Raw genomic sequence first — 23,514 nt, 5'->3', positions numbered from 1 at the left:
TACTTACGCAAAACAAAATGATCCTTGAAAAATAAAGATTTCACGCACTTAATTTGTCCCAAATGGTTGTTGCGAGAGGATTTGAGACAGTATTTACCTCTTTACCTGTCCGGTCTTTGGATGTTACATTAATAATGTACACAATACCGTTGACTTTAACCTGGACAATGTCCTGCAGGAAGCTGATGGTTTCACCCATGGTATTCAAATTATTCTGTATCTGCAAAATCTGCACGAATACAGAAGTTATGAACACCAAGGAGAAGTGACCCTCAAGTTTTCTAATAGACCGGACTTGAACTTTTTCAAAGTTCAGAAACTGCTTGATGTCTCTGAAGAATACTTCAATGTCCCAACGGCAAAGGTATTTCTTGAGGATGTCTTGAGCAGCTACACCGGGCAAGTCAGTAATGATAAATCTGGTGTTTTGGATAGATGCGTTATAGCCGTTTTTGACTATTGCCATCATGGTGTTACCCACACCAGGTAAGATTACCGATAAAGCCTTGATGTAGAAGCCTGTACCGGGGTAGTACCTGTACTGTTTCTTGCTAAACAGCAGGCTTATGGTCTTAACGTTAAAGTTAACCCTGTTGTTGTACAGCACTTTGCGGTTATTCTTTATCATGCAGACATAGTGGTAACCGCACTCTGAGAGCTTTTGCAGGAGCTCTTTACAGGAATACCAGGTGTCGAATGTGACGTATTCGGCAGCCAAACCAAATTTGTGGGCGAAGGATATCATACGTATGGCTAGTTCAACCTTGGTATGATATTCTTCACACTTTTCTTCCGGTTTCCATATCCGAAACGCCACGGGGATTTTAATCCAACCATTAGACCATAGAAGGACTACAATGTGCATTCCCCAGACATACCGATTATTTGTGTGATCGTATACATAAGATGTCGGGAAAATGCTCTTGCCGAAAGGCTTCCTGATAATCACATCATCGATGATCAAATATCCAAGACCAGCCGTTTGTGACTGTATTGCCTGGATGAACAGGATCATGATATTTGTGTTATTAATAGAAAGCAACGGCAGCAGCCTTGTTATGGCATCATGGGATACCCAGTACAGCTTCTGCGCAATATATGTTGCTGTAGGATTATTAAACAGGATTATACCCATACATGCTGCAACGAAGACCAGTGTATACTTCTCAGGGAACAAAAACTTATCCAAATTGAACTTTCTCACCAGTTCAGTAATAATATCGTGAATGCCGTGCTTGGCAACGGTTATGTCGGAAATGCAATTTTTGGTAGACCTCATGGAACCCCTGCCAAAAGAATAGCATAATTCGAAAACTGGTGAATAGCTGTAATATATGGAAACCTCAATGCAACAACCTTTTAAGCTATATTCTGTTTTCAAAGTGCTGATATGACTTGTTTATGTTACTTTTGCGTAAGTACTATCAAGTTAAATATTTCTTTACTATTTTCAAGTATTTCAATAAATGGACGTGTTATTTCCTGCATATCTTCCTCAACAATATGTTTTCTTTTAATATAATCATTCCATTCAACTCTGCCTTGATTTCTAAGTACACTTTCTATAGATTCATAATTCTGTTTTATTTTTTTCAGTAAAATACTGTACTTCTCTGTATCACTAATAAGTAAAAGGTTATTTATTACTTCTATGGGACCTCTTTTGTCTTGAGCATAATTTAATATAGCACGTTGTTTATAAGCAACTGATGAAAAATTTTGCAATTCTTTATAGATTTCTTTACTTTTTCTACTACTATAAAATTTACCATTTTTACTCAACTTATAGATACTAGGTTTCTTCCTTACATTTATTGATTCATTAGTATAATCGTCAAACTCAATTTTAGGTTCACAAATAAAAGCATATACATCACCAAAATAGTTTAGGAAAACAACGGTAGTATCGAATTTCAACGTAACCTCATCATCAGTTATTTCTGGGAAGAGTGTATATTGAACTATATCCAATAATGTTGATTTACCAGTTCCTCGTGCTCCAATCACACAGTTTAGTGCTTTGTTAAATCTAAAAAACTGAAATCTATCAGGATTTTTAGGGTCTTCCAAGTATCCACCTTTTATAGCAACTCCCTCTATATATGGGTAATTGCTTCCTGGTATCTCATCATATATTCTTACCTCTGGGTCTAATAATGCAATCTTTAATCCGTGAAATGATAACTCAGATAACTTTATATATGAATATCTCTCACCTATAGGTCTTCCATCGGCTTTGTAATTGCCTTCTGTATCTCGGGTTCCATGACTGTCCGAACAATATATTACAGCAATACTTTTTTCCCTTCTGTATTCTTTGTTGTTAAGAATATCTTTTAAAAGTTTATCTTTCAAATTCTTGTCATTCAAACTAATTCCGTAAAGATGTTCAGATTTTATTATAGATGCCAGGCTTTTCCCTTTATGTATCCAAGAGTCGTTTTCACTCTTGTCATTGTGAAGAAGTTTTTCTAACATGCCATTTGAAGAATCTGCATGTGCTAAAATAGTTATGCCACCTATTTCATTTATCCTTTTCATTAACTCTATAGGGGTTACTTTATATGCATCAGCATCCTCTTCCCCTTGTTCATTTATATCTATACCTATGTTATATAGAAATGTATTCAACTCATTTTGCTTCTTGTCAGGAGGAAAAATGGCTAAAATATGCTTGCCAAAACACGAAATTTCAATACCTGGCAATATAAGCATTCCTGCATACTTACTATATTTTTGTTTATCATTATTTATATAATCCATCATCTCATAATATCCCTTAACAGTATTATGGTCAGTTATTGCAATAATACTAATTCCGCTTTCGTAGGCTTCATCAAGTATTTCGATATATTCTTCTTCATTAGTTGAAAATCTCTTTTTATAGCATTTAGATGCAGGAGTATGTATATGTAAATCCATCTTAAAATACTCACATCCGTATTTTTTCTTGCATACTTTATCATAAAGTTGCTTTAGAGTAACATTATCCATAACCTCTTGTTCTCCTTTAAAATAATCATAACTTTTTCAATTTCTATCTCTGCAAAAACGCTGGAAATATTTTCACTTTGCCTAGACTCATTTTATTACCACCGTTTTTTGTATCATTCACACATAAAAATTATAAGACAATTTGCATAATCTTTCCATAAAATTTGGCAACAAAACTTTCTTTATATATTCTTTTTAATGCTATTGCTGACACAATACTACAAAGAGCGATAGTCAAGAACTCTATATAGTTAAATTTTATACATATATTTTTGTGGTGTAATTTAATCAAAATCATATATAGCGAGGTAATATCTATTAATGAAAAAACCAAAAAAGAAATCGTAAGTCTTGTGGACGCTATAATCAATGAAAATAGTCAGGCGCTTATAGAGTTGGCAAAACAAAATTAATTTTCTTGCTTTTTTTCAAATAGTATTATCTAAGAATTTAGCATTAAGTGTAATAAGCCGAGAAAGTTCTCGGCTTATTAATCGTCTTCTTCAACTTCCTGATTTAAATACTTCTCTTCATATAATTTTCTAAGTGGCTCAAACTTTTTCTTTTCCAATAACTTTGTATGACCTGTTGAAATAATGGCATTCAATGCTTCCTCGTCTGTTACAACCTCTGCATAATCTCTTTCGCCTTGCCAGTCTGTACCATGTATTAATACATATCTGCCATCTTTTAATTTAGTAATGCCAAGATGGCGTCCAGTACTGCCACAACTAAAGTTTCTGCCATCCCAGAAATCAAGGTCGTTATTGTATTTAACCACTGCCACCAAATCACCAAATTCATTAACTACTTTTATCATAAGAACCAACTCCTTTTCTTTTATATGCTAACAGCGGCCGACTGTTTGCTGAATTTTTACTTTCTGTTTTTAGTATAACAGGTGTTTTTTGAAGGCTTCGTATTATAGGCTATTTTTTTGAAATTGTAATAAAAATGTAATATTTTACGTCTACAATCCAATCCTGGATAAAGTTAATAATCTCATTAAGTTTAATGTTCTCCAGAATAATCTCATGTTTTAAAATAATCTTATTGATATTCTACATATGGAATTGAAAAAATCAAATTTCTACATGTTTTTTTATGATTGATAACATCAATTTATCAGAATACTTGCAGTATAAGATATGCCTTAAAACATCAATAATAGCCCAGAAAAAGGCAGCAATATATAAATTTATTAAAAAGATTTTATAAATCTTTTCGTGTTTTTCATTTGATGTGGCTATTAGTATATAGAAAGAAAAATTTGTATATGTCTGAACCATAAACAGAAAATATATCTTTAACTACAAACTTATAAAATTATATATCCCTAGCCATAAAAAAATTAAAGTTTGCATATATTTGACAAATAACGTATTTTGAATAATAACTTTTATATATCTGAAACGGCCAACAAGAACTCTTTGCCTCATGATGGGACAATTACATAAAACTACATTTCTACAAACTTAAAAGCAGATTTTAAAATAATAAAAAAGTTTGGGTCATAAGTAAGCGCTTAATATAAGTGCGCATAGAAGTTTATCCGTCCATATGAGATAATCCATCCAAAAGTCTTTAGACTTTTTCGAGTTTTTCGACTCTGACTAAAAAGTCTAGAATCTCTAAGGAGGCTATCTCAATATGGATAAAATCACAAATGCCAAAACTGAATTCCGACTCAAGCAGTGGAGCAAGATTATCCAAGCCTGCCAAACCAGTGGAATGACAGTTGTCAGTTGGTGCAGCCAGAACAATGTAAAAATTAAATCGTACTACTACTGGCTGCGAAGAATCCGCACCTTGGCGTGTGAGACCGGATCACTTGTACCTCAGAAACCGGAACAAGAAATTGTCCCAGTACCATTTCACCAGACAAAGGTATCTGCAGCAGTCACAATCCACTTGCCTTCTTTTTGTGTTGATATACATGACGGAACTTCCAGAGAAACCATCGAGGCAGTTCTGTCGGCATTGAAAAGCATATGTTAGGCGATATTACAAGGGCAGAAGATATCTACATTGTCTGCGGGTACTCAGACATGAGAAAGTCAATTGATGGATTAGCGGCTATTATCAAAGAGACATTTGGCATGGATCCCTTTTCTCCGAGCCTGTTCCTCTTCTGTGGGAGACGTCGTGATCGTCTCAAAGCTCTCTTCTGGGAAGGAGACGGTTTTGTACTGCTATATAAGCGTCTTGAGAATGGGAACTTTAAATGGCCCCGTACACCGGAGCAAGCAAGACGGCTTACCCAGCAGGAATTCCGGTGGCTGATGGAGGGTCTGACGATAGATCAACCCAAAGCAATACGAAAAGCAAGAACAGGCGAAATCTACTGATAAAAAAGTGCGTAAAAGTATTGATTTTACAGCATTTAAGCTGGATTTTTCAGGTGAAATATGGTACAATTATCTTATGCAAAAGATAAATTTTACAGGGCTTACGCCAGAACAAATTGAATATGTTTCCACTCTGGAAAAAATAGTGGAAAACCAGCAAATCCGTATCAACCAGCTTACAGAGCTTCTTATCAAATCCCAAAAAGCTCTATACGGCCAATCCAGCGAAAAGCGTCGTTATGTTTTAGGAGAAGACAACGATCAAATCTCACTTTTCAACGAAGCAGAGGTCGAAGCGAACAACAAAGCAGAAGAACCTACCGTACAGACAATTGTGGCTGCCCATACCAGAAAACCTAAAAGAACAAAGGAAGAACTGGCACAGACAGTTCCTGTAGTGGAGGTTGTTTGTGACCTTGACGAGGACAAGCGCTCTTGCGGTATTTGCCAGGCTGACCTTAGATATCTGGGCAAGGAGCATGTCAGGGATGAACTTGAGATTATCCCTGCCCAAGTAAGAGTATTGAGATACATTCGTTTTAATTATGTGTGTACCGTCTGCGAGAAGGAAACCGGAGATGCCAACATTGTCAAAGCGCCGGTTCCAGCCCCGGTCATGAAACGCAGCCTTGCTTCTGCCTCAACAGTTGCTTATGTTATGTATCAGAAATATGCCAACGGAATGCCTTTATACCGGCAGGAGAAAGACTGGGCAAATCAGGGGGTGACACTTTCCAGAGCCACCCTGGCAAACTGGATCATACGTCCAAGCCATGAATGGCTTGAACCAATGTACAATGCCATTCATAAGCACTTGATTTCCGAACCCCTGATTCATGCAGACGAAACTGTACTGCAGGTATTAAAAGAACCGGGACGGAAAGCAACGACAGAATCGCGGATGTGGGTCTACACTTCCGGGCGAAGTCCAACCCCGGCTGTTTTATTTGAATACCAACCGACACGATCCGGCCAGCATGCCCGAAGATTTCTTGAGGGTTTTTCGGGTTACCTTCAGACAGATGGCTATAGTGGCTACAATGCAGTGCCTGATGTTATACATTGTGGATGTTGGGCTCATTTACAACGCAAATTCGAAGAAGCAATTCCCCAGGGGGCTGACACTAAGACTTCCAAGGCGGCTATCGGATATGATTATTGTAACCGTCTGTTTGCCATGGACAAGAAATGGGAGGAACTATCCGCTGAAAGGCGGTATGAAGAACGACTTAAAAATATGAAACCCCTTCTTGATGAGTTCTGGGAATGGGTGCAACAACTAAATCCGCTGCCAAACTCCAATCTGGGGAAAGCGATCACATATGCATTGAATCAAAAGGAATCATTGAATCGTTTCCTGTTGGATGGACGAATCGAGCTTTCCAACAATCGAGCCGAAAATGCCATTCGTCCGTATGTCACAGGCAGGAAGAACTGGCTGTTTGCCGACACAACTCGCGGAGCCAAGGCCAGTGCTATTGTCTACAGCATGATAGAAACTGCCAAAGCAAATCAACTTAATCCATATATGTATTTGGTGCATCTACTGACAAATTTACCAAGCTTAAAGGAATTGACGCATGAATCTCTGACACCTTATCTACCGTGGTCACCTGAACTACCCTCCTGGTGCCGTAATGATTCATACAAGGCACCCTAAAATTAAGCGCTTACGGTCATAATTTGCATATTGCCATTATTATAGTTAAAATCCTTTCAAAATTTATTTGAAAGGGTTGAATGCTATGTTTACTTTCAGACTAAACTTAAAAACCAAGGAAGTCTATGAAGATATGCTAAAACTCTATAACGAACATTTTAATACAAAATTTACTATAACCTCTATTCTTCCTTATGCTGTAGACCACTTCATAAAGCATGGAAATACAAATTACTTAAAGCACTATAATCTGGTTAAAAATTATTATGACCAGGAATTTATGTTAGAGAAAGGACTTTATATTCATATAAAAAGACTGATAAATAATGATATTACCCTTCAGGATATATTAAATTTTGCCTTAAACTTATACATTGTACCTTTTAAGGCTGAATTCATAAAAAAGTCGGTAAATCTAAACAGGATGCTGCTTATTTTAAACCACTTCCGTTTCATAACTAACGGGTACAAGATTAAGCCAACAAGTAAAAACAACAGTGAATATGAAACCGAGTTCATTATTACCTACTGCCCACTATGCGGACATGATAGTTTTTATGTAAATCCTGATAACATGATGATTGGCTGCTATAAAAATAAATGCAGGGCTAACCTTTCTAATAATCTTGATGTAATAGGCTTAATTCAGATTACCCATAAGCAAAGATACCCTGATATTATAAACACAATTTTTGATGTTTCAATCAAAAACTATAAAGACAACCTCCCTGAAATTGAAAAACTCCAAGCAGGCATAGTAAGGAGCAGCAGTAGAAAGAAAAGTATTAAAAACAGGATAGAAGAATTAAAAAAACTAATTGAAGCGTCCCAGAGTGAAGAGACCACAGCAGATTTGAACAGAGAAATTTCCGAACTTAAAAAAGAATTAGATGAAATTCTTAAAAGAGAAAATGAAGAGAAAAAAATTATTTGCATTAAAAACCATATTCTTATAAGAAACGGCATTAAAAAGTATGACTATCTTTTAGAAAAAGGATTTAGAGAAGATATTCTTGAAGAACTAGATATCTTCTACCTTGGAGAAAACGTTACAAAAGACTGCCAAACTAATTCAATGCGGTACCGAATATGTTTTCCTATATTTGATGCTGATGGAGAACTTGCAGGTATTCAAGCGAGAAGTATTATTGATGATAACAGCAGCCGTTCAGAATTCTTAAAAGAAGATTACCTGTTTAAAGTTTATTGGGAAGCAGTGCATAAAATATCTCTCTATGAAAGGTATTCCGATGCCAGGCTCTATCCTGAACCTACTCTGGAAGACAGGCACAATGCCCAAATGTGGAAGAAAATAAATAAAAAGATTCTCAACAGTTGTGGTTTTAATAAATCAGAACACCTTTACCTGCTTAATAGATATGTAGAGAAAAATTATAAAGAAGTTACAAGAGTTGTTATTGTAGAAGGATTAAAGGATGCAGTAAAACTTTATTCCTATAATCTCAATTCTACAGCAGTAGTAAGCAGTATGGGCTGCAGTTTATCAGACGAACAAATAGAACTTCTCAAAAAGTACTTCCCTGATGCAGAAATAATTCTCGGTTACGACCAGGATTACTCAGGGGTTGAAGGAAATATCAAGGCCTATTATAAACTTACTGATGCTGGTTTTAATAAAATCTCTTTTATTCAATATCCCAACGGGACAAAAGACTTTGGTGATTTTACTGGAGATAAAGACACCCGCGCTCATATAGTAGATGTTTTGAAAAATAGAAAACCGTATAACATTTATGTTATGAATATGATTAAATCAGAGTTGCTGCTGGATAGGCAACTGTTATTTAATAGTAAAAAATTTATACCGCAGGTGTAGGGGATTAGCCCTGCGCCTGTTTTTATTGCCCGTTGACGATATATATGTAGATTTATTCAAAACTTTGTAAAGTCTTTTCGTATTTTTTGATTGAAGTGGCTATTAGTATTATGTAGAAGGTAAAATGCTAAATATCTGATATTTACAAAAGTATATATCCTAAACAAATACTATTAAGAAACTTACAGCCTGTAAATATTTTATACAACTATTTATCTTATATATCCGAAACGGCAGACAACAACCTTTTGCATAATTGGGTTCTAAACAATAGAGTACTGATTCAAGTAATTCTAATTTTATAATAAAAAAAGTTATGCAATAATTTGAAAACAAAAGAAATTCTTATTAAAATGCATCAACTTCAATGTAAAGGAGATGCATTTTAATGAGTAAAGCAAACTTTAATAGCAACAATATCGATAAATCAAAGTTCTTAGCAGTTAAAATCCAAAATAGCATAAATATCCCTAAAGGTGCACTGATACGTGTGCTACCTCCAAGTAAATATCAAACTCCCGAAAGCAGATATTTTGCAAAAACTCATTTAAAAAACATATACAGATTTTATAAACAAAATGGCTATGAACAATACTCAAGTTTCCATGACTTTTTTTCCGATTTAGAGAAGCAAAACCCAGACTGCATTATTAAAACCTTTTTAACCGTTTACAAGGGATTAAAAGAATGCAGCATCTACCCGTTTTTCAAAAACACTGATAGATATATTTATAAATCAATAGAAGAACAAAATTTTATTGAGGAAATCATTGAAGAAACCTATTACCATGTATTTTACACTCTCAAAGACAAACTTGATGTTAATAAGGTAAAAGACTTTAAGCAATTAAGAACTTACATAAAAATGGCCATTAAACACAAAGCACATTTAGACAGAGCAATAAAATCTTTTAACCGTACAATGCCAGCAGATTTTTCAGATATTAAATATAAACCTGGTCTAGGAGACGATAGCATGGATAATTATTATATCACGAAAGAAACCCGTACGTTGATTCGCAGGATAATAGATAATTATTTAAAGGATAAGGACAAAATTGATACTCTGATTATGGTCAACCACCTCATGAAATACGGTATTTCTTATGGTGATTTTACAGACAGCAGATGGTCCTTAAAAAGAATCGCTTATATTTGTGGTGTAACGGAAAGGACCGTACAATATAGGAAGAAAAAAATTATTAAAGAACTTACCGTAATCTATAATAAAGAAATAATTCCATTATTATTAAATTAATACAATAGATTTGACAAAGCAAGTTTGTTATAAAAATCAGTTTTAAAACTTGCTTTTTTTATATTACTCTGTATAATGCATTCAAAATAATACATCAAATGGAGTGATAATGATGAGAAATGTAACCATCTTCGGCAATTTTACTATCTTAGAAACTTTTACGCTCAACTATGTGAATATTGATAAAGGCTATGATGACCATTTAGAAGTATTCTACAGACTCAATCTTTACATAGAAGATAATGAAGATGTTCCTGTCAATATGTTTCAAGATTATTATTACAGAAACATAGATGATTTAATTAATGACCTGTATGAGTTTCTTCAACAGAATAACTGCCCAAGTCTTGACGAGGATATGTCGCATTTGCAGAAATTAAAAAATTAAATCCTTTGCTAACCGTAATCTTTTGCTAGCCACAATGCTAATATGCTTTCAACAAAACTTGTTAACAAAATATAAGTTCTTTTTCCAATTTCCCTTAAAACTAAATAAAAACTCCCCAATAATCGCCCATTATCTCCTGTAAAATTGGAAACAAAACTTTAACGCTAACTTGAAACCTCTATCCAATATATTTTATAGTGCTAAAAATTATATGGAAGGATGTTGGTTATGAGAGATAATAAGGAATTAACTGAAAGCAAACTGTATCTTGATGAATTTACTGCTTATCTAATGAGCATAGACAAGTCTGATTCTACAATCAAAACTTATATTGAACACATACAGGTATTTGCCAAATGGTTTGAAGAAACCAATGGTATAGACTTTAACCCTTCTATAGTGACTGAAATTGATATCAGGGATATGCGTTCATATCTGCAAGGGACAAGACATTTGAAGGAAACAACTATTAATTTAAGATTGGCCAGCCTGAAGAGTTACTTTGAATTTTTAGAGGGAGAGAAATATATAAAAAATAATCCTGTCAAAGCAATTAAAAAAATAAAGATGCAATCGCCTGCTGCACCTAAGTCTTTGGACGAACAGACTTACCGTGCTCTTCGTCGTCATATATACCGCTGTGGCAATAAATCCCATATTGCCATGTATGAGATTTTTACCAGGTGCGGAGTTAGAAATTTCGAACTTATAAATATCCGCTTAACCGATTTTGATATAAGCGATAGAAAGGGAACATTAAAAGTTGTTGGCAAATTAAATAAAGTACGCTATATACCTCTGCATAAAGACGTTCGGGATGCAATTAACAACTGGATGGAAATACGAAGGAATATTAAAACAGAACATGATAACCTGTTTATTTCTGAGCGCAAGACTCCTTACACCAGGTCAGGAATCTGGAAGATTTTTAAAAAGTACTGTGAGCAAATCGGAATATCTGATGTAACTATCCATTCCTTCAGACACTATTTTTGCAGAACCTTACTAAAAAACGGGGTTGATATTTCTGTAGTTGCTCAACTTGCGGGTCACGCATCTGGATATGTAACTGCCCAGGTTTACACTATCCCCCGACAGGAAGAATTGGAGAAAGCAATAGAAACATTAGTTTAAGATTAAAAAACAGGCAGCACTTTGCCTGTTTTTTGCTATCTATAATACATACTATTTTCTTTTCATAATACCTATTATTGCAGCAATGGCTACAATTGTAATACATACTATAAGGCTTATTATTACATATTTCATAACTCCTAACCTGCTTCCATACTTTCTTTCCTATATGTAAAGGATTTAGGGATAAGGGATAAGATTTAACCTCATCCTTTCCCTTCCCCCTTGTCATCTAACTCTGCTGTTTTATTGTTATCCATTCTTTTTTATTTTCTATGATTATATAACCTGTTACAATTGCAAATGGTATTGCTGCAAGCCACCTATATTCATAAAAATATTGTTGAAATATACTATATAGTAAGAAGAAAACTCCATATGCAAGTAATGTTGGGATAACGATGTTAAAAATTATATTAATGCTCTTTTTCATCCTTAATCAACTCCTTTGCTAATTTATGAGATGATTATAGCGCACATGGAGAAATATGTCAGGTCCATTTTTAAAACTTTATTGAAAAATATTACTAATTCTTCAGTAACCCGTTAAAATGTCTTTCCAATCACACCTGCTAATCTCTATGTTCAATTAGTCAAACTGTTCTGGTCAGTCAATATACTGATTTAGAATATTTACAAAACTACTTAATCCTTCAGCATCCTGTTTATCGAATCTGGCTTTAACAGGGCTGTCAATATCTAAAACACCTATCAATTTATCATCCTTTATAATGGGTAGAACAATTTCCGATTGGGATGCAGCATCACAAGCAATATGACCTGGAAATTCATTCACATCCTCCACCACCTGTATTTTTCTTGTCTTTGCTACAGTACCACAGACTCCCTTTCCTAAAGCAATACGGACACAGGCTGGTTTCCCCTGAAATGGTCCCAAAACTAATTCTCCACCTTTATATAAATAAAATCCTGCCCAATTAATATCAGGCAGTAGTAGATACAGTAAAGCGGATGCATTGGAGATACCTGCAAGCCAGTCTGTTTCTTCACTAATTAAACCAATGAGATATGTGTTTAGTTGCTTATAAAACTCCTGCTTATTTTGAGCATTTATATTTCCTATCTCAAACACCGTTTTGGACCTCCTTAAATTAAATACGTTTATCCCAACCCGAAAATATTTATCATTTTCGCCTGTTTAAATGTGCATTATCTAGACAATTACTAACCGTTATTGGACATAGTAATCATTTCTCTTACCTCTTCAATTGTAAAAGGTTCTCTCTTGCTGTGAATTATAAGATGACAATTAGGACATACTGGCCTTAAATCCTGTATAGGGTCTACTTCATATTCCTTTTGTACTTTGGATAAGGGTACGAGATGGTGTATATGAATTTTATCCTTACCAATTGGTCCATATGTCCTCTCGAAATCAAAACCACAAACGGCACACTTACTACCATAATAGTCGATACATATATTTCTTGCTTTCCTATTTCTTTCATAACGATTAACAAAAACCTGACTTACTGTACCTTCTGGTAGGGACGTGATATCTTCAATGATAATTTCCCCAGAATAAACGGATTCAGTATCACTTTGGCCAAAAACTTCTTCAAAAGCATTTACTAATTCGGGACGCATAATCCAAGGGAATTTCCCTCCCTTTTCATATCCTAAAAAAGGAACATGCCACCATCTGGGTTTTCCGTCTTTTCTCAAAGGAGGTTGTGCTCCTGTTTTATTTATCACACGCTTACTAAATCTACTTATCTGTAAGTTGATTACCACATGATGTGGAATGTTTAACTTTGAGGCTATCTCAGATGCTCCTATCTCATGGTTTTTACTCTCATACACAATTTTCAGAATATTCAAGTCAGATTCCGTAGTAACTTCTCTGTCTGTGAGTATTTGAGACCATACTTCTTTACTTATATCTAATCGGGTATTGTAAAACATTTTTCCCCTCCTAATCATATGTAACTAATGGATACAACCCTTCTCAAAATGTGTACTTGATTTTTCATTAGCATTGGACAAGTAAAAACTTACTCACCCGTCCGTCTTCTCGTCATTTCATAAAAAATCTCTTTTTCATCATCTGTTTCTGAATAATCTTTATCGGTATCTGCATAGAAGTTTTTTCTTTTGACGGGGTTGAATATCATATCAATAGTTGAAACATTCTGTCGTCTAGATATTTGATTTAATTTATAATCCTTAAGACTAACCTTCTTTTCCATTCTACCCCATCTACTTTATTAATTTTCTTACTTTTATGATATCTTTTCCTTATGATTTTTTCAATCATATTCTAATTTCTAACTCATATATATTAGGTACACATTTATTTAATTGACACCTTACAAGACAATTATAATTCTTAATTTTTATAATAAAATTTTTGCACTGATTTTTTGATTTGCAATGTCCTTTTCTTTATAATACCTCAAAATTTTCTGAAGGAGTGGTCATAATGATAAATTTAGAAGTTTTCAGACTGGAACTAAATTACCTGAAGCAGGTTGCAAAGGGCATTTTGGGGGATAAGGTTTCAGGGGAAATAGGCGAAGCGATTGAGGCCTTAACCCTTCATTTTCTTAACCCTGTTACCTATGATTCCTTATCCCTTTCTTACCTTCAAACAATTGAACAGTACATAAATCAGATTCAGCATGAAATAGAACCAGATAAATATCAACTCCTGATGAACAATATCCCAACCATAAGGATTTTCATTGAAAAAGTAAAATTTGAGATACCCAAATGCTAATAAAATAAGGCCTTGCAGGATAGAACCCCCTATCCCCAAAGCCTTATTTCTTAATCCTATTAACCTTGCCTCTTTATAAATTCATACAAGTCTGAATTATCCATTTCCCTAAAATCATCGGCTTTTATAATATTTGTTAGAATTATCGAGTTGTTATTTTTACTCATTTCACCGACTAAAGCAAATCTAAAATCTTTATCATAAGCAATTATGAAATCTTGGTCTTTTTCTATTTTTATCGTTTCTAGTTGTTTTATAATGTCTTCTTTATTTAATTTACGTTTATCAATGAAAGTATCACATTCAATTAAAACCTTATTCATACTGTCATATCTCCTTTGCCATATATTACTATCTTTTATTATATTATATGAATTTACTATCACTAAATCAAATTGGAATAAATCCTTGTGATTTCCTCTAAAACTATACTTAACCCTTATTCCTATTATTACTTAATATCCTTTTTAATCGACTGCAATATCAAACTTCCCGTCCTTATACTGATACACTTTATCCGAAATCACATTCGGGTCTTTATCTATCATAATCAGTGACTCTATAATTTTTATATATTCAGGACGGTATCTGGCCACAATTAATGTAGTTGAAGAAGGAATTGCGAAAAGATAATCCTTCCCTATTTTTTTGTGTATTTGATTCTGTAGTGCGGTACTTAACATGTTTATTGCATAATATAATTGGACAAAGTTGCAAAAAGAATTCCCCAATTTTGCAATAGTAAATTCCACATAATTGCAAAAGGCCATTGAAGGCACCACCCCAGAATAATATCCTTGTAGTTAGTTGGGGAAAACGGCTACAAGGAGGAATGGAGGATGCTATCAATGACCCAAATTAAGGATATCAGAAAAATGTATTTTGAGGAAGGGAAAAATATTAGCCAAATAGCCAGAGAAACTGGTTACGACCGTAAGACAGTAAAGAAATACCTTGATAAAGATGACTGGAATAAAGACCAGTCAAAAGTAAGGGAAGAAACTACATTTCCAAAGCTTGACCCATACAAGCCGGACATTGATGCTTGGCTTTCTGAGGATAAAAGAACCAGGCGTAAACAAAGACACACAGCAAAACGAATATATGAGCGGCTGTTAGAGAAGTACAAGGATGACTTTGGCTGCTCCTACAGAACTGTTGCAGGATATGTGGCAGTAAAGAAAAAAGAGATCTTTGGTAAAAACAAAGGTTTTCTACCGTTAGAACATATACCAGGAGAAGCACAGGTAGATTTTGGTGATGCCGATTTTTATGAAAAAGGTAAGTTATACAGCGGTAAATACTTAAACTTATCGTTTCCATACAGTAATAAAGGATATATCCAAGTTTTCAAGGGAGAAAACCAGGAATGTCTGTTTGAAGGCTTAAAAACGATATTTGAACACATAGGCGGAGTGCCACCAAGGATATGGTTTGATAATGCAAGCACTATGGTTACCAAGGTAATGAAAAACGGAGAGCGGACTCTGACTGATGACTTCTTGCGGTTTATGGAACATTACCGTTTTGAAGCAGCCTTTTGTAATGTGGGAGCCGGACATGAAAAGGGTAATGCAGAAAACAAGGTTGGATATCATAGACGAAATATGCTGGTTCCGGTACCACGGTTTGAAAGTATCAGCAAATTTAATAAAGAGCTTCTGCTTCAATGTGAAGAGGATGCGAAAAGAGAGCATTACCGTAAGGAAAGGACAATTGAAGAGTTATACAAGGATGACGCTGCATCCCTTTTGGAACTACCCAGAGTAGCCTTTGATACAAGCAAATACATAAATGTAAAGACAAATGGATATGGTAAATTTCTGATTAACAATGGCTTACACGAATATTCTGTAGCACCTAAATATGCAAATACATATGTATTGGTTAGGCTAACTGCCTTTGAGGTAATAGTGCTTGATGAAAACTATCGTGAGATAGTGCGCCACGATAGGCTTTACGGTGACCATAAACAACAAAGCATGCAGTGGTTGCCTTACCTTAACCAATTGGCGAGATGCCCAGGCGCATTGAAATACACAGGCATATATCAAATGCTGCCACAGCCTGTAAAAGAGTATTTAGAAGATTTGAGCAAGCAAGATAAGGGAAAGGTGTTAAAGGCCATTGCCAATCTGACACAGAAAAGCAGCTTTGAAAAAGCAGTAGAAACAGTAAGCACTGCACTATCCTACGGCGCCGCTGATATAGACAGTTTAATAAATCTACACAGCCGGCTACATGAAAAAGTATTGCAGCTTGAACCGGTGCGCCTGCCTGATCATATACCGCAGTTAAAAAGGTATGAGCCAAATTTTATGGTCTACGACGAGAGTCTTAAGAAAGCAGGTGTAGATGGATGTTAGTATCTGATATTGCTGTTTGCTGTAAGAGACTTCGCTTAAGCAAAAACATCGTGGAAATGTCGGGCAAAATACAAGCAGAAAGCCATCAGGAGTATTTGCTTAAACTACTTCAAGCAGAGATTACGCATCGTGAAAAAGTAAGGAAAGATAAGCTGATAAAGAAAGCTGGTTTTTATACCATAAAGACATTTGAGAGCTTTAGGTTCGATGAAGTAACACTTCCTGGTGGTATCACGCCAGAATACCTTAAAGAATGCGAGTTCATCACAAACAAGACCAATATTGTTATGTATGGCAATGTGGGTACTGGCAAGACCCATCTTTCCATTGCATTAGGAGTAGAGGCATGTAAGAAAGGTTTAGAAGTTAGGTTTTTTAGGACATCGGCACTTGTAAACAAACTGGCAGAGCAAAAGAAAGCCGGAACATTATCTGCTTTTTTAAAAGCACTTAATAAAGCCGACTTATTGATCTGTGATGAGTGGGGTTATGTCCCTCTTGACCGGATAGGAGCGCAACTCCTGTTTGAAGTAATATCTGAGTGCTATGAACGAAAGTCGGTAATCATTAACACCAACATAGAGTTTTCAAGGTGGGTAAATGTGTTTTATGACGAGCAGATGACAGGAGCTATCATTGACCGGATACTTCATCATTGCCACTTGTTGCTCTTTCCTGGCCAAAGTAATAGGCTGAGGGAATCAACATTAAACACATGAGAATTTAGCAGATAAAACTACTGGGGTTAACATAAAAATTCCACATCGGTGCCTGAGGAAAAAATTTTGCAAAAGTGAGGAATTTTCTCTTGCAAAAAACAACTTAACAACAATGTCGAGTTATAGTCTGTAGAATACTTCGGACAAAATATATCAAGTGTCTTATCCAACTTTACTAATGGATTGGCCATCTTATTCAAGTTTTCCCATGCTGCCATTTTCATTTTGTAAAAGTCCACATCATCAGTTTGCAAAATAAACCTAAAAGTTTCCCCCATGTCTGAAACATAAAGTATGTCTATATCTGTAAAAGCCTGTTCCCTGTAAAATTGAATATCATTTTCCCCTTTCCCAAAATCCCTGCTTTTAAGGAATGGATACACACTCTTGTAATCAATCTTAAACTTATATTGATTTAGAATATCATTAATAATGCCAACATATAATTTTAAAGTTTTCTTATAATCCTTAACTTCCTGATATTCCCTATACATAGAACTAATAGGTATAGACATACTCGCAGGACCAGACTTTACTAGCATATAATTGCCGTCTAAACTAACCTCTGAAAAATACTTATTTAAATCCAAAATTATTTTATTGATAAAGTCATTTGTCACCGTCGGGGTATAATTGACCCATAACGCCGGACAGAAATTGACCCACACCAAACCAAACGGTTACCATAAAAGTGTGTCAAATACTTTTATGGGGGTGACCGTATGATAAGGAGTGGGACAATTAATATGATACACGAAGGTGCACAAAAAGGAAAGAGTGCATATGCCATAGGTAAAGAACTTGGTATATCAAAAAACACGGCAAAAAAGTACATGAACCAGCCTAAAGCTGAGCATGGGCTTAAAGGAAGGACAAAACCATCAAAACTCGATCCTTTTAAACCCGAAATAAATGAAATGATTGAAAATGGGATATTTAACTGCGTTGTGATTTTAGAAAGATTAAAGGATATGGGCTATACCGGCGGTATAACCATTATTAAGGATTATGTAAAGCCGTTCAGACCGGCCAGAAGCGCTCCTGCAGTTCGAAGGTATGAAACACCACCTGGTAAACAGGCTCAGATGGACTGGGGTATTATCCACTACATAGATGAGAGAGGAAATACCCATAAAGCCCCGGTTTTCATAATGATACTGGGCAATTCAAGGTGTAAGTATATTGAGTTTACTAAACGTTGCGACATATACAGCTTATTAAGATGCATAGTAAACGCTTTTGAGTATTACGGTGGTGTACCGGAGGTAGTTCTGACAGATAGAATGAAGACTGTAATAAACGGCAGTGAGGCAGGAAAGCCGATATGGAACAGTAGATTTGAAGATTTTGCCGCAGACATGGGTTTTGTACCGAAGGTATGCCGGGTAAAAAGGCCCCAAACAAAAGGAAAAGTTGAACGCCTAGTGGATTATGTGAAGGATAACTTTCTACCGGGAAGACAGTTTAAGGATCTGCATGATTTAAACTCTCAAGCATTTGAATGGTGTAGGAAGGTAGACAGTAAGATCCACGGGACTACCGGGGAAATACCTCTTGAAGCATTAAACAAAGAACCCCTTCTGCCACTACCAGATAAAGCTGTTCGCGATAAATACAGATGGGAAACAAGAAATGTAACAAGGGACGGATTTGTAAGCTATGACGGTGCCAAATACGGTATACCCTGGCAGTATAGCGGCAGGGAAGTAAGAGTAAGGACATGTGGTGATTTCTTTGAAGCTTACTATGGTGAGGTAAGAATAGCTTGCCACAAAGTAGAGTACGCATCGGGCAAGATAGTGTGGCTTAAGGGCCAATACCAAGGCCTTGCCGAAAGGGGTGGCATAGCGGTTCCCCTTCCCTTCGCCAGGAAGAAAGAAACAGAAACAGTAGAGATACGGTCTTTAAGCGTGTACGATACACTGGTGGGGGTGATATCCAATGGTTGAGCTGGAACATACCCGCAGCCTTCTGTCTGAGCTTGGTTTGAATACGGCCTCCGAGCTTTTGGATGCAAAGCTTGAAGATGCGATGCATAAAAACTCAACCTATCTGTCGTTCTTAAGTGAACTTCTGGAAGCCGAGATTCAAGAGAAAAAACGCCGCAGCGAAGAAACAAGGATTAAGCTGTCCAGGCTTCCGCATAGAAAGACACTGGAAGAGTTTGATTTTGGATTCCAACCCAGCATAGATGTAAGGCAAATCAGAGCGTTATCAACACTTGCTTTTGTGGCAAGGAAGGAGAATGTAATTTTTTTAGGACCACCTGGAGTCGGCAAAACTCACCTTGCAGTGGGAATCGCAATGCAAGCCTTAAAGTCCGGTATGACTGTATATTATGCCAGCCTTGCGCATCTGATATCAGATTTAAAGAAGGCAAATCTGCAAGAAAAACTAGCGCGCAGGTGGCGTGTATATACCCGGCCCGACATACTGATTATAGATGAAGTGGGATATATGCAGCTAGATCGTGCATCAGCGGAATTATTCTTTAGGCTTATATGCGCAAGGTATGAAAACGGCAGTATAATACTAACCAGTAACAAATACTTCGGAGACTGGGGAGAGCTTATGAATGATACAGTAATAGCTACAGCTATGCTCGATAGATTACTGCATCATGCACATATCATAAACATAAGGGGTGAGAGCTATAGACTGAAAAACAGGATAAAAGGCGGTGTCAAAGTAGTACCCCCGGCTGATATCCCGGGATTGGATAATATGGCACGGGGTGTTCAAACAAAAACCGGCGATTGAAGACCGGCGAATGGGTCAATTTTTAACCGGCGATTCGGTCAAAAATATCCCGGCGTTGACACATTAATAGTAAGCATTTTCTTCCTCCTAAATAATAATAAAAAAGCATACCCTCTTTACTTATTCCAGCATCTGCTGGCTGTGTAAGAGAGTATGCTCTCAATCTGTATACTTATATTTTACGTCACATCGTTAGTAAGTACAATATTTATTTAATGTCAATTTTACACACTAAAAACCCAGGTAAATGTAGATGTAATTTTCCTTGAATTTGTTAATTTTATTTTACTCTATTCCTTATATTGCATCTATGAAGCCACATTTTTTAACTTTGCATAAGTCTCAACCAGCATATACTCCATAAGTGCATTCTTAAACTGTTCATCGTCTAGAACACGGGTAAAAAATGCTTGGTTCTGGTCCATTCTGTCTATTACTTTATTAATAAATACTTTCTCAAAAGCAAGTCTAAAGTCATCAATAGTATTTGTCTTAGCCTTTTGTACCAAGTCCTCATCGGAAGCAAAATCTTCTTTTATCTGCTCTACTGATAACTGGTCTGCTTTTGTAAAATCTGTTCCAAACCGTTTATTAAGACGCTCAATAATACTGGACAGATATTCTTCCTGCTCTTCCTTTACCCCGGTTCCCGCAAATTTTACAGGTGTTACTGGTACATTCTCATCATCCGATGATAATGATATGCTACCTTCAAATGTCTTTTTGGTAGTATAATACTCCAAAGCAATTTCATCAGCAAGGTGTACATTAGAACCTTTTTTCTTTGGCAATTTTTTAAGCAGATATGTTAAATATACATATAACTTATGAAGTTCAACATCTTCAAAAGGTGTTATTTGAAGGATGAATGAATAAAGTCTTATATATTTTGTCGCTTGACTACTGAAATCTTGCTTTCTTTGTTCATCTAGTTTCTTAAACCTTTCTACAGCCATATCTATAAGGTGATTTATTATTACCCTGTCTTTAGAAGTTTTTTTATCTTTAGGTTTAAAATAAATATAAGCAAACTTATCCAACTCCTCTTTTAGATATACACCGTAAGAATTGAGCATAGTTTCAATATCATAAAGAAGATTGGGTTCTGTCACTTCTTCGACAATGGTTGCCTGATAATATGGTTTAAACGCTTCTTGAATATCCTCTGCCTTATTTACAAAATCAAGAACAAATGTATCTGCTTTTCCCGCACAGGTCCTATTAAGCCTTGATAATGTCTGTACTGCCTTGACTCCTGACAACTTTTTATCCACATACATAGTATGTAAAAGGGGCTGGTCAAATCCTGTTTGATACTTCTCTGCAACTAAAAGCACCTGATATTCATCAGTAGCAAATCGTTCTGGAAGTTCTGATTCCTTAAATCCGTTCATATCGCTTTCTTTATAATCTACATCGCCATCTTTTACTGTTCCCGAAAAGGCTACCAGGGTTTTCATATCCTTATAACCTTTCTTTTTGATATATTCATCAAACGCATGCTTATAGCGTACAGCATGGAGCCTGGAACTGGTTACGACCATTGCTTTGGCCCTTCCGCCTATTTTATGCCTGGTTACACTCCTGAAGTGCTCTACCATAATTTCAGTCTTTTGGGCAATGTTATGAGGGTGCAGACTTACATAACGTGTTAATGCTTTAGTTGCTTTTGCCCTGTCAAAAGTTGGGTCATCCTCGATTTTCTTTGCCAGTTTGAAGTAGGTTTCATATGTAACATAGTTTTGCATTACATCCAGTATAAATCCTTCTTCAATGGCTTGTCTCATAGAATATAAATGGAAAGGATGGGGCAGTCCATCTTCACCCATAGTTCCGAACATTTCAAGGGTCTTTGCTTTAGGCGTAGCCGTAAAAGCAAAGAAACTGATATTAGGCTGTTTACCCCTTTTCTTTATTGTCTTTAAAATTTCCTCCTCAGGGTCGTATTCTTTGCCCTCTAACTCTTCATCCAGTTTTGCCGCTTCTTCAAGGGTACTAACCGACAGCACTTCCCTTAAAGAAGCCATATTTTCTCCTGCACTGCTGGAATGGGCTTCGTCTATAATAACAGCATATTTACGGCTTTGTAACTCTCCTACCTTTTCGATAATAAAGGGGAACTTTTGTAGAGTGGAAATAATTATTCTTGTTCCGCTTTTTAAGGCATCAGCCAATTGGTTGGAATCTTTATCTATTTTTTGAACAACGCCATGTTTATGTTCCAACTGGTAAATGCTGTCCTGCAACTGCCTGTCCAAAACCCTTCTGTCGGTAATGACAATAACCGAATCAAATACAGGCATGTCTTCATCATCATGAAGATTGGCAAGCCTGTGGGCAAGCCATGATATGGAGTTGGTTTTGCCTGACCCTGCACTGTGCTGCACAAGATAGTTTGTTCCTACTCCCTTCTCCCTTGCATCGGCTTCCAGTTTCCTTACTGCGTCCAATTGGTGATATCTTGGAAATATGACGGTTTCTGAGGTATAGGTGTTTCCGTCCATATCCTTCTTCTCTTCGGTCTGAATAAATACAAACTTCTTTAGTATATCCATCAGACTATCTTTTTGAAGTATTTCTTCCCAAAGATATGCAGTTTTAAGCCCATCAGGATTGTCTGGATTCCCTTTCCCTCCATCACAACCTTTATTAAATGGAAGGAATGAAGTCTTATCTCCTGAAAGCCTTGTAGTCATATAGGCTTCCGAAGTATCTACTGCAAAAAATACAATGGCTCTTTTCTTAAACTGGAACAATAGTTCATTGGGGCTTCTATCTTTCTTGTACTGGATTATTGCATCTTCATAAGTCTGACCAGTGAAAGCATTTTTAAGTTCCAGCACAACAACGGGAAGTCCGTTGACACAGATGAGCATGTCAATGCTGTTTTCGTTTTTGGTACTGTAGTGCACCTGCCTTGTGACGGATATCCTATTCTTCTCATAGAGTTTTACCATTTCATTATTTAATTTGCTGGCAGGTTTGAAATAGGCGAGGTCCAAGTACACACCATAATCTTTAATTCCATGCCTTAATACATCAATCATGCCACGGTTGTTTAATTCCGTATTGAGCCGTTTTAGTATTTTAAACTCATACTGGTCTTTATGAATTTGCCTCAACTTGTCCATCTTTTTCGGCTGAGTATTTTCTAAGAATTCAAATAGGAGTTTGGTATCTAAGGCATATTCTTTGTTGTAATCATCAGGACTGCCCTTAACATATCCATTTTTTAAAAGATGCTCCTCAATATATTCTTCAAAACCCTTTTCTAAAAGTTCTTCAGGAGTTTTAGACATTTCTCTCACTT

At 35.9% G+C, this 23,514-nt stretch carries 23 protein-coding genes; 12 read left to right on the top strand and 11 right to left on the bottom strand.

All coding sequences use genetic code 11. The features are described 5' to 3' along the window. Nucleotides 1-40: 40 nt before the first annotated feature. From CDO33_RS02985 to CDO33_RS02975, 3 genes are all read right to left on the bottom strand, one after another. On the bottom strand, nucleotides 41-1,279 hold the full coding sequence (locus CDO33_RS02985; protein WP_103083335.1) for a transposase: 1,239 nt from the start codon (nucleotides 1,277-1,279) through the stop codon (nucleotides 41-43). Nucleotides 1,280-1,404: 125 nt separating this feature from the next. After that, the gene (locus CDO33_RS02980; protein WP_103083281.1) at nucleotides 1,405-2,994 is read right to left on the bottom strand and encodes a PHP domain-containing protein; all 1,590 of its coding nucleotides are present in this window, start codon (nucleotides 2,992-2,994) and stop codon (nucleotides 1,405-1,407) included. A gap of 490 nt (nucleotides 2,995-3,484) precedes the next feature. Then, the gene (locus CDO33_RS02975; protein WP_103083280.1) at nucleotides 3,485-3,814 is read right to left on the bottom strand and encodes a hypothetical protein; all 330 of its coding nucleotides are present in this window, start codon (nucleotides 3,812-3,814) and stop codon (nucleotides 3,485-3,487) included. 830 nt (nucleotides 3,815-4,644) lie between these two features. Between CDO33_RS02975 and tnpA the strand changes: the two genes are divergently transcribed. The 7 genes from tnpA (at nucleotide 4,645) to CDO33_RS02935 (ending at nucleotide 11,619) form a co-directional block, all read left to right on the top strand. Further along, complete coding sequence (tnpA, locus tag CDO33_RS02965) at nucleotides 4,645-4,992, top strand: IS66 family insertion sequence element accessory protein TnpA (RefSeq protein WP_103083352.1); 348 nt, start codon at nucleotides 4,645-4,647, stop codon at nucleotides 4,990-4,992. Then, a complete protein-coding gene (gene tnpB, locus CDO33_RS02960) occupies nucleotides 4,986-5,342 on the top strand; it encodes an IS66 family insertion sequence element accessory protein TnpB (protein ID WP_103083353.1) in 357 nt (118 codons plus the stop codon). The genes tnpA and tnpB overlap by 7 nt, the downstream gene beginning before the upstream one ends. A gap of 76 nt (nucleotides 5,343-5,418) precedes the next feature. Beyond that, nucleotides 5,419-7,002 carry an IS66 family transposase gene (tnpC, locus tag CDO33_RS02955; RefSeq protein WP_103083333.1) on the top strand — a complete coding sequence of 528 codons (1,584 nt, stop codon included), beginning with the start codon at nucleotides 5,419-5,421 and terminating at the stop codon, nucleotides 7,000-7,002. 85 nt (nucleotides 7,003-7,087) lie between these two features. Further along, nucleotides 7,088-8,839 carry a toprim domain-containing protein gene (locus tag CDO33_RS02950; protein WP_103083177.1) on the top strand — a complete coding sequence of 584 codons (1,752 nt, stop codon included), beginning with the start codon at nucleotides 7,088-7,090 and terminating at the stop codon, nucleotides 8,837-8,839. Nucleotides 8,840-9,227: 388 nt separating this feature from the next. Beyond that, nucleotides 9,228-10,097 carry a hypothetical protein gene (locus CDO33_RS02945; RefSeq protein ID WP_103083178.1) on the top strand — a complete coding sequence of 290 codons (870 nt, stop codon included), beginning with the start codon at nucleotides 9,228-9,230 and terminating at the stop codon, nucleotides 10,095-10,097. Nucleotides 10,098-10,206: 109 nt separating this feature from the next. Next, nucleotides 10,207-10,485 (top strand): hypothetical protein, encoded by a 279-nt coding sequence (locus tag CDO33_RS02940; protein WP_192875026.1) that lies wholly within the window; start codon nucleotides 10,207-10,209, stop codon nucleotides 10,483-10,485. 228 nt (nucleotides 10,486-10,713) lie between these two features. Further along, on the top strand, nucleotides 10,714-11,619 hold the full coding sequence (locus CDO33_RS02935) for a tyrosine-type recombinase/integrase (RefSeq protein WP_103083179.1): 906 nt from the start codon (nucleotides 10,714-10,716) through the stop codon (nucleotides 11,617-11,619). Nucleotides 11,620-11,851: 232 nt separating this feature from the next. On the opposite strand, the gene CDO33_RS02930 is transcribed toward CDO33_RS02935, so the two are convergent. From CDO33_RS02930 to CDO33_RS02915, 4 genes are all read right to left on the bottom strand, one after another. After that, nucleotides 11,852-12,052: a hypothetical protein gene (locus tag CDO33_RS02930; protein WP_103083180.1), complete on the bottom strand. Its 201-nt coding sequence runs from the start codon at nucleotides 12,050-12,052 to the stop codon at nucleotides 11,852-11,854. 174 nt (nucleotides 12,053-12,226) lie between these two features. Beyond that, nucleotides 12,227-12,712 (bottom strand): GAF domain-containing protein, encoded by a 486-nt coding sequence (locus CDO33_RS02925; RefSeq protein WP_103083181.1) that lies wholly within the window; start codon nucleotides 12,710-12,712, stop codon nucleotides 12,227-12,229. Between the two features lie 92 nt (nucleotides 12,713-12,804). Then, the gene (locus CDO33_RS02920; protein WP_103083182.1) at nucleotides 12,805-13,545 is read right to left on the bottom strand and encodes an HNH endonuclease; all 741 of its coding nucleotides are present in this window, start codon (nucleotides 13,543-13,545) and stop codon (nucleotides 12,805-12,807) included. Nucleotides 13,546-13,634: 89 nt separating this feature from the next. After that, complete coding sequence (locus tag CDO33_RS02915) at nucleotides 13,635-13,829, bottom strand: hypothetical protein (RefSeq protein ID WP_069195179.1); 195 nt, start codon at nucleotides 13,827-13,829, stop codon at nucleotides 13,635-13,637. 233 nt (nucleotides 13,830-14,062) lie between these two features. On the opposite strand from CDO33_RS02915, the gene CDO33_RS02910 reads away from it, so the two are divergent. Next, complete coding sequence (locus tag CDO33_RS02910) at nucleotides 14,063-14,359, top strand: hypothetical protein (protein ID WP_103083183.1); 297 nt, start codon at nucleotides 14,063-14,065, stop codon at nucleotides 14,357-14,359. A gap of 59 nt (nucleotides 14,360-14,418) precedes the next feature. Here CDO33_RS02910 and CDO33_RS02905 read toward each other — a convergent pair whose 3' ends face one another. Further along, nucleotides 14,419-14,682 carry a hypothetical protein gene (locus tag CDO33_RS02905; RefSeq protein ID WP_103083184.1) on the bottom strand — a complete coding sequence of 88 codons (264 nt, stop codon included), beginning with the start codon at nucleotides 14,680-14,682 and terminating at the stop codon, nucleotides 14,419-14,421. Nucleotides 14,683-14,826: 144 nt separating this feature from the next. Further along, nucleotides 14,827-15,042 (bottom strand): DUF1444 domain-containing protein, encoded by a 216-nt coding sequence (locus tag CDO33_RS02900; RefSeq protein ID WP_193838447.1) that lies wholly within the window; start codon nucleotides 15,040-15,042, stop codon nucleotides 14,827-14,829. A gap of 165 nt (nucleotides 15,043-15,207) precedes the next feature. Here CDO33_RS02900 and istA (CDO33_RS02895) point away from each other — a divergent pair, with 165 nt between their 5' ends. Together istA (CDO33_RS02895) and istB (CDO33_RS02890) are read left to right on the top strand one after the other, a co-directional pair. Further along, the gene (gene istA / locus CDO33_RS02895; protein ID WP_103102817.1) at nucleotides 15,208-16,725 is read left to right on the top strand and encodes an IS21 family transposase; all 1,518 of its coding nucleotides are present in this window, start codon (nucleotides 15,208-15,210) and stop codon (nucleotides 16,723-16,725) included. Continuing rightward, nucleotides 16,719-17,444: an IS21-like element helper ATPase IstB gene (gene istB, locus CDO33_RS02890; RefSeq protein WP_103083312.1), complete on the top strand. Its 726-nt coding sequence runs from the start codon at nucleotides 16,719-16,721 to the stop codon at nucleotides 17,442-17,444. The genes istA (CDO33_RS02895) and istB (CDO33_RS02890) overlap by 7 nt, the downstream gene beginning before the upstream one ends. A gap of 26 nt (nucleotides 17,445-17,470) precedes the next feature. Here the strand turns inward: istB (CDO33_RS02890) and CDO33_RS02885 are convergent, their stop codons facing one another. Further along, nucleotides 17,471-17,938 (bottom strand): DUF1444 domain-containing protein, encoded by a 468-nt coding sequence (locus tag CDO33_RS02885; RefSeq protein ID WP_242974839.1) that lies wholly within the window; start codon nucleotides 17,936-17,938, stop codon nucleotides 17,471-17,473. A 228-nt stretch (nucleotides 17,939-18,166) separates the two neighbouring features. Here CDO33_RS02885 and istA (CDO33_RS02880) point away from each other — a divergent pair, with 228 nt between their 5' ends. Beyond that, a complete protein-coding gene (istA, locus tag CDO33_RS02880; RefSeq protein WP_103083311.1) occupies nucleotides 18,167-19,393 on the top strand; it encodes an IS21 family transposase in 1,227 nt (408 codons plus the stop codon). Further along, nucleotides 19,386-20,204, top strand: a complete 819-nt coding sequence (gene istB / locus CDO33_RS02875) for an IS21-like element helper ATPase IstB (protein WP_103083310.1) — start codon at nucleotides 19,386-19,388, stop codon at nucleotides 20,202-20,204. Before istA (CDO33_RS02880) ends, istB (CDO33_RS02875) begins: the two co-directional genes overlap by 8 nt. A 308-nt stretch (nucleotides 20,205-20,512) precedes the next feature. On the opposite strand, the gene CDO33_RS02870 is transcribed toward istB (CDO33_RS02875), so the two are convergent. After that, nucleotides 20,513-23,503: a type I restriction endonuclease subunit R gene (locus CDO33_RS02870; RefSeq protein ID WP_103083107.1), complete on the bottom strand. Its 2,991-nt coding sequence runs from the start codon at nucleotides 23,501-23,503 to the stop codon at nucleotides 20,513-20,515. Nucleotides 23,504-23,514: the final 11 nt, after the last annotated feature.

The organism is Clostridium thermosuccinogenes (assembly GCF_002896855.1).
GTDB lineage: Bacteria > Bacillota > Clostridia > Acetivibrionales > DSM-5807 > Pseudoclostridium > Pseudoclostridium thermosuccinogenes.
The sequence above is the reverse complement of the archived record's forward strand: the minus strand, read 5'-3'. Positions and strand labels throughout refer to the sequence as shown.

What these genes read in the sequence shown, in the direction of transcription:
- CDO33_RS02985 (WP_103083335.1), bottom strand. Translation starts at nt 1,279, where the DNA reads ATGAGGTCTACCAAAAATTGCATTTCCGACATAACCGTTGCCAAGCAC.
- CDO33_RS02980 (WP_103083281.1), bottom strand. Translation starts at nt 2,994, where the DNA reads ATGGATAATGTTACTCTAAAGCAACTTTATGATAAAGTATGCAAGAAA.
- CDO33_RS02975 (WP_103083280.1), bottom strand. Translation starts at nt 3,814, where the DNA reads ATGATAAAAGTAGTTAATGAATTTGGTGATTTGGTGGCAGTGGTTAAA.
- tnpA (WP_103083352.1), top strand. Translation starts at nt 4,645, where the DNA reads ATGGATAAAATCACAAATGCCAAAACTGAATTCCGACTCAAGCAGTGG.
- tnpB (WP_103083353.1), top strand. Translation starts at nt 4,986, where the DNA reads ATGTTAGGCGATATTACAAGGGCAGAAGATATCTACATTGTCTGCGGG.
- tnpC (WP_103083333.1), top strand. Translation starts at nt 5,419, where the DNA reads ATGCAAAAGATAAATTTTACAGGGCTTACGCCAGAACAAATTGAATAT.
- CDO33_RS02950 (WP_103083177.1), top strand. Translation starts at nt 7,088, where the DNA reads ATGTTTACTTTCAGACTAAACTTAAAAACCAAGGAAGTCTATGAAGAT.
- CDO33_RS02945 (WP_103083178.1), top strand. Translation starts at nt 9,228, where the DNA reads ATGAGTAAAGCAAACTTTAATAGCAACAATATCGATAAATCAAAGTTC.
- CDO33_RS02940 (WP_192875026.1), top strand. Translation starts at nt 10,207, where the DNA reads ATGATGAGAAATGTAACCATCTTCGGCAATTTTACTATCTTAGAAACT.
- CDO33_RS02935 (WP_103083179.1), top strand. Translation starts at nt 10,714, where the DNA reads ATGAGAGATAATAAGGAATTAACTGAAAGCAAACTGTATCTTGATGAA.
- CDO33_RS02930 (WP_103083180.1), bottom strand. Translation starts at nt 12,052, where the DNA reads ATGAAAAAGAGCATTAATATAATTTTTAACATCGTTATCCCAACATTA.
- CDO33_RS02920 (WP_103083182.1), bottom strand. Translation starts at nt 13,545, where the DNA reads ATGTTTTACAATACCCGATTAGATATAAGTAAAGAAGTATGGTCTCAA.
- CDO33_RS02915 (WP_069195179.1), bottom strand. Translation starts at nt 13,829, where the DNA reads ATGGAAAAGAAGGTTAGTCTTAAGGATTATAAATTAAATCAAATATCT.
- CDO33_RS02910 (WP_103083183.1), top strand. Translation starts at nt 14,063, where the DNA reads ATGATAAATTTAGAAGTTTTCAGACTGGAACTAAATTACCTGAAGCAG.
- CDO33_RS02905 (WP_103083184.1), bottom strand. Translation starts at nt 14,682, where the DNA reads ATGAATAAGGTTTTAATTGAATGTGATACTTTCATTGATAAACGTAAA.
- CDO33_RS02900 (WP_193838447.1), bottom strand. Translation starts at nt 15,042, where the DNA reads ATGTTAAGTACCGCACTACAGAATCAAATACACAAAAAAATAGGGAAG.
- istA (WP_103102817.1), top strand. Translation starts at nt 15,208, where the DNA reads ATGACCCAAATTAAGGATATCAGAAAAATGTATTTTGAGGAAGGGAAA.
- istB (WP_103083312.1), top strand. Translation starts at nt 16,719, where the DNA reads ATGTTAGTATCTGATATTGCTGTTTGCTGTAAGAGACTTCGCTTAAGC.
- CDO33_RS02885 (WP_242974839.1), bottom strand. Translation starts at nt 17,938, where the DNA reads ATGTATAGGGAATATCAGGAAGTTAAGGATTATAAGAAAACTTTAAAA.
- istA (WP_103083311.1), top strand. Translation starts at nt 18,167, where the DNA reads ATGATAAGGAGTGGGACAATTAATATGATACACGAAGGTGCACAAAAA.
- istB (WP_103083310.1), top strand. Translation starts at nt 19,386, where the DNA reads ATGGTTGAGCTGGAACATACCCGCAGCCTTCTGTCTGAGCTTGGTTTG.
- CDO33_RS02870 (WP_103083107.1), bottom strand. Translation starts at nt 23,503, where the DNA reads ATGTCTAAAACTCCTGAAGAACTTTTAGAAAAGGGTTTTGAAGAATAT.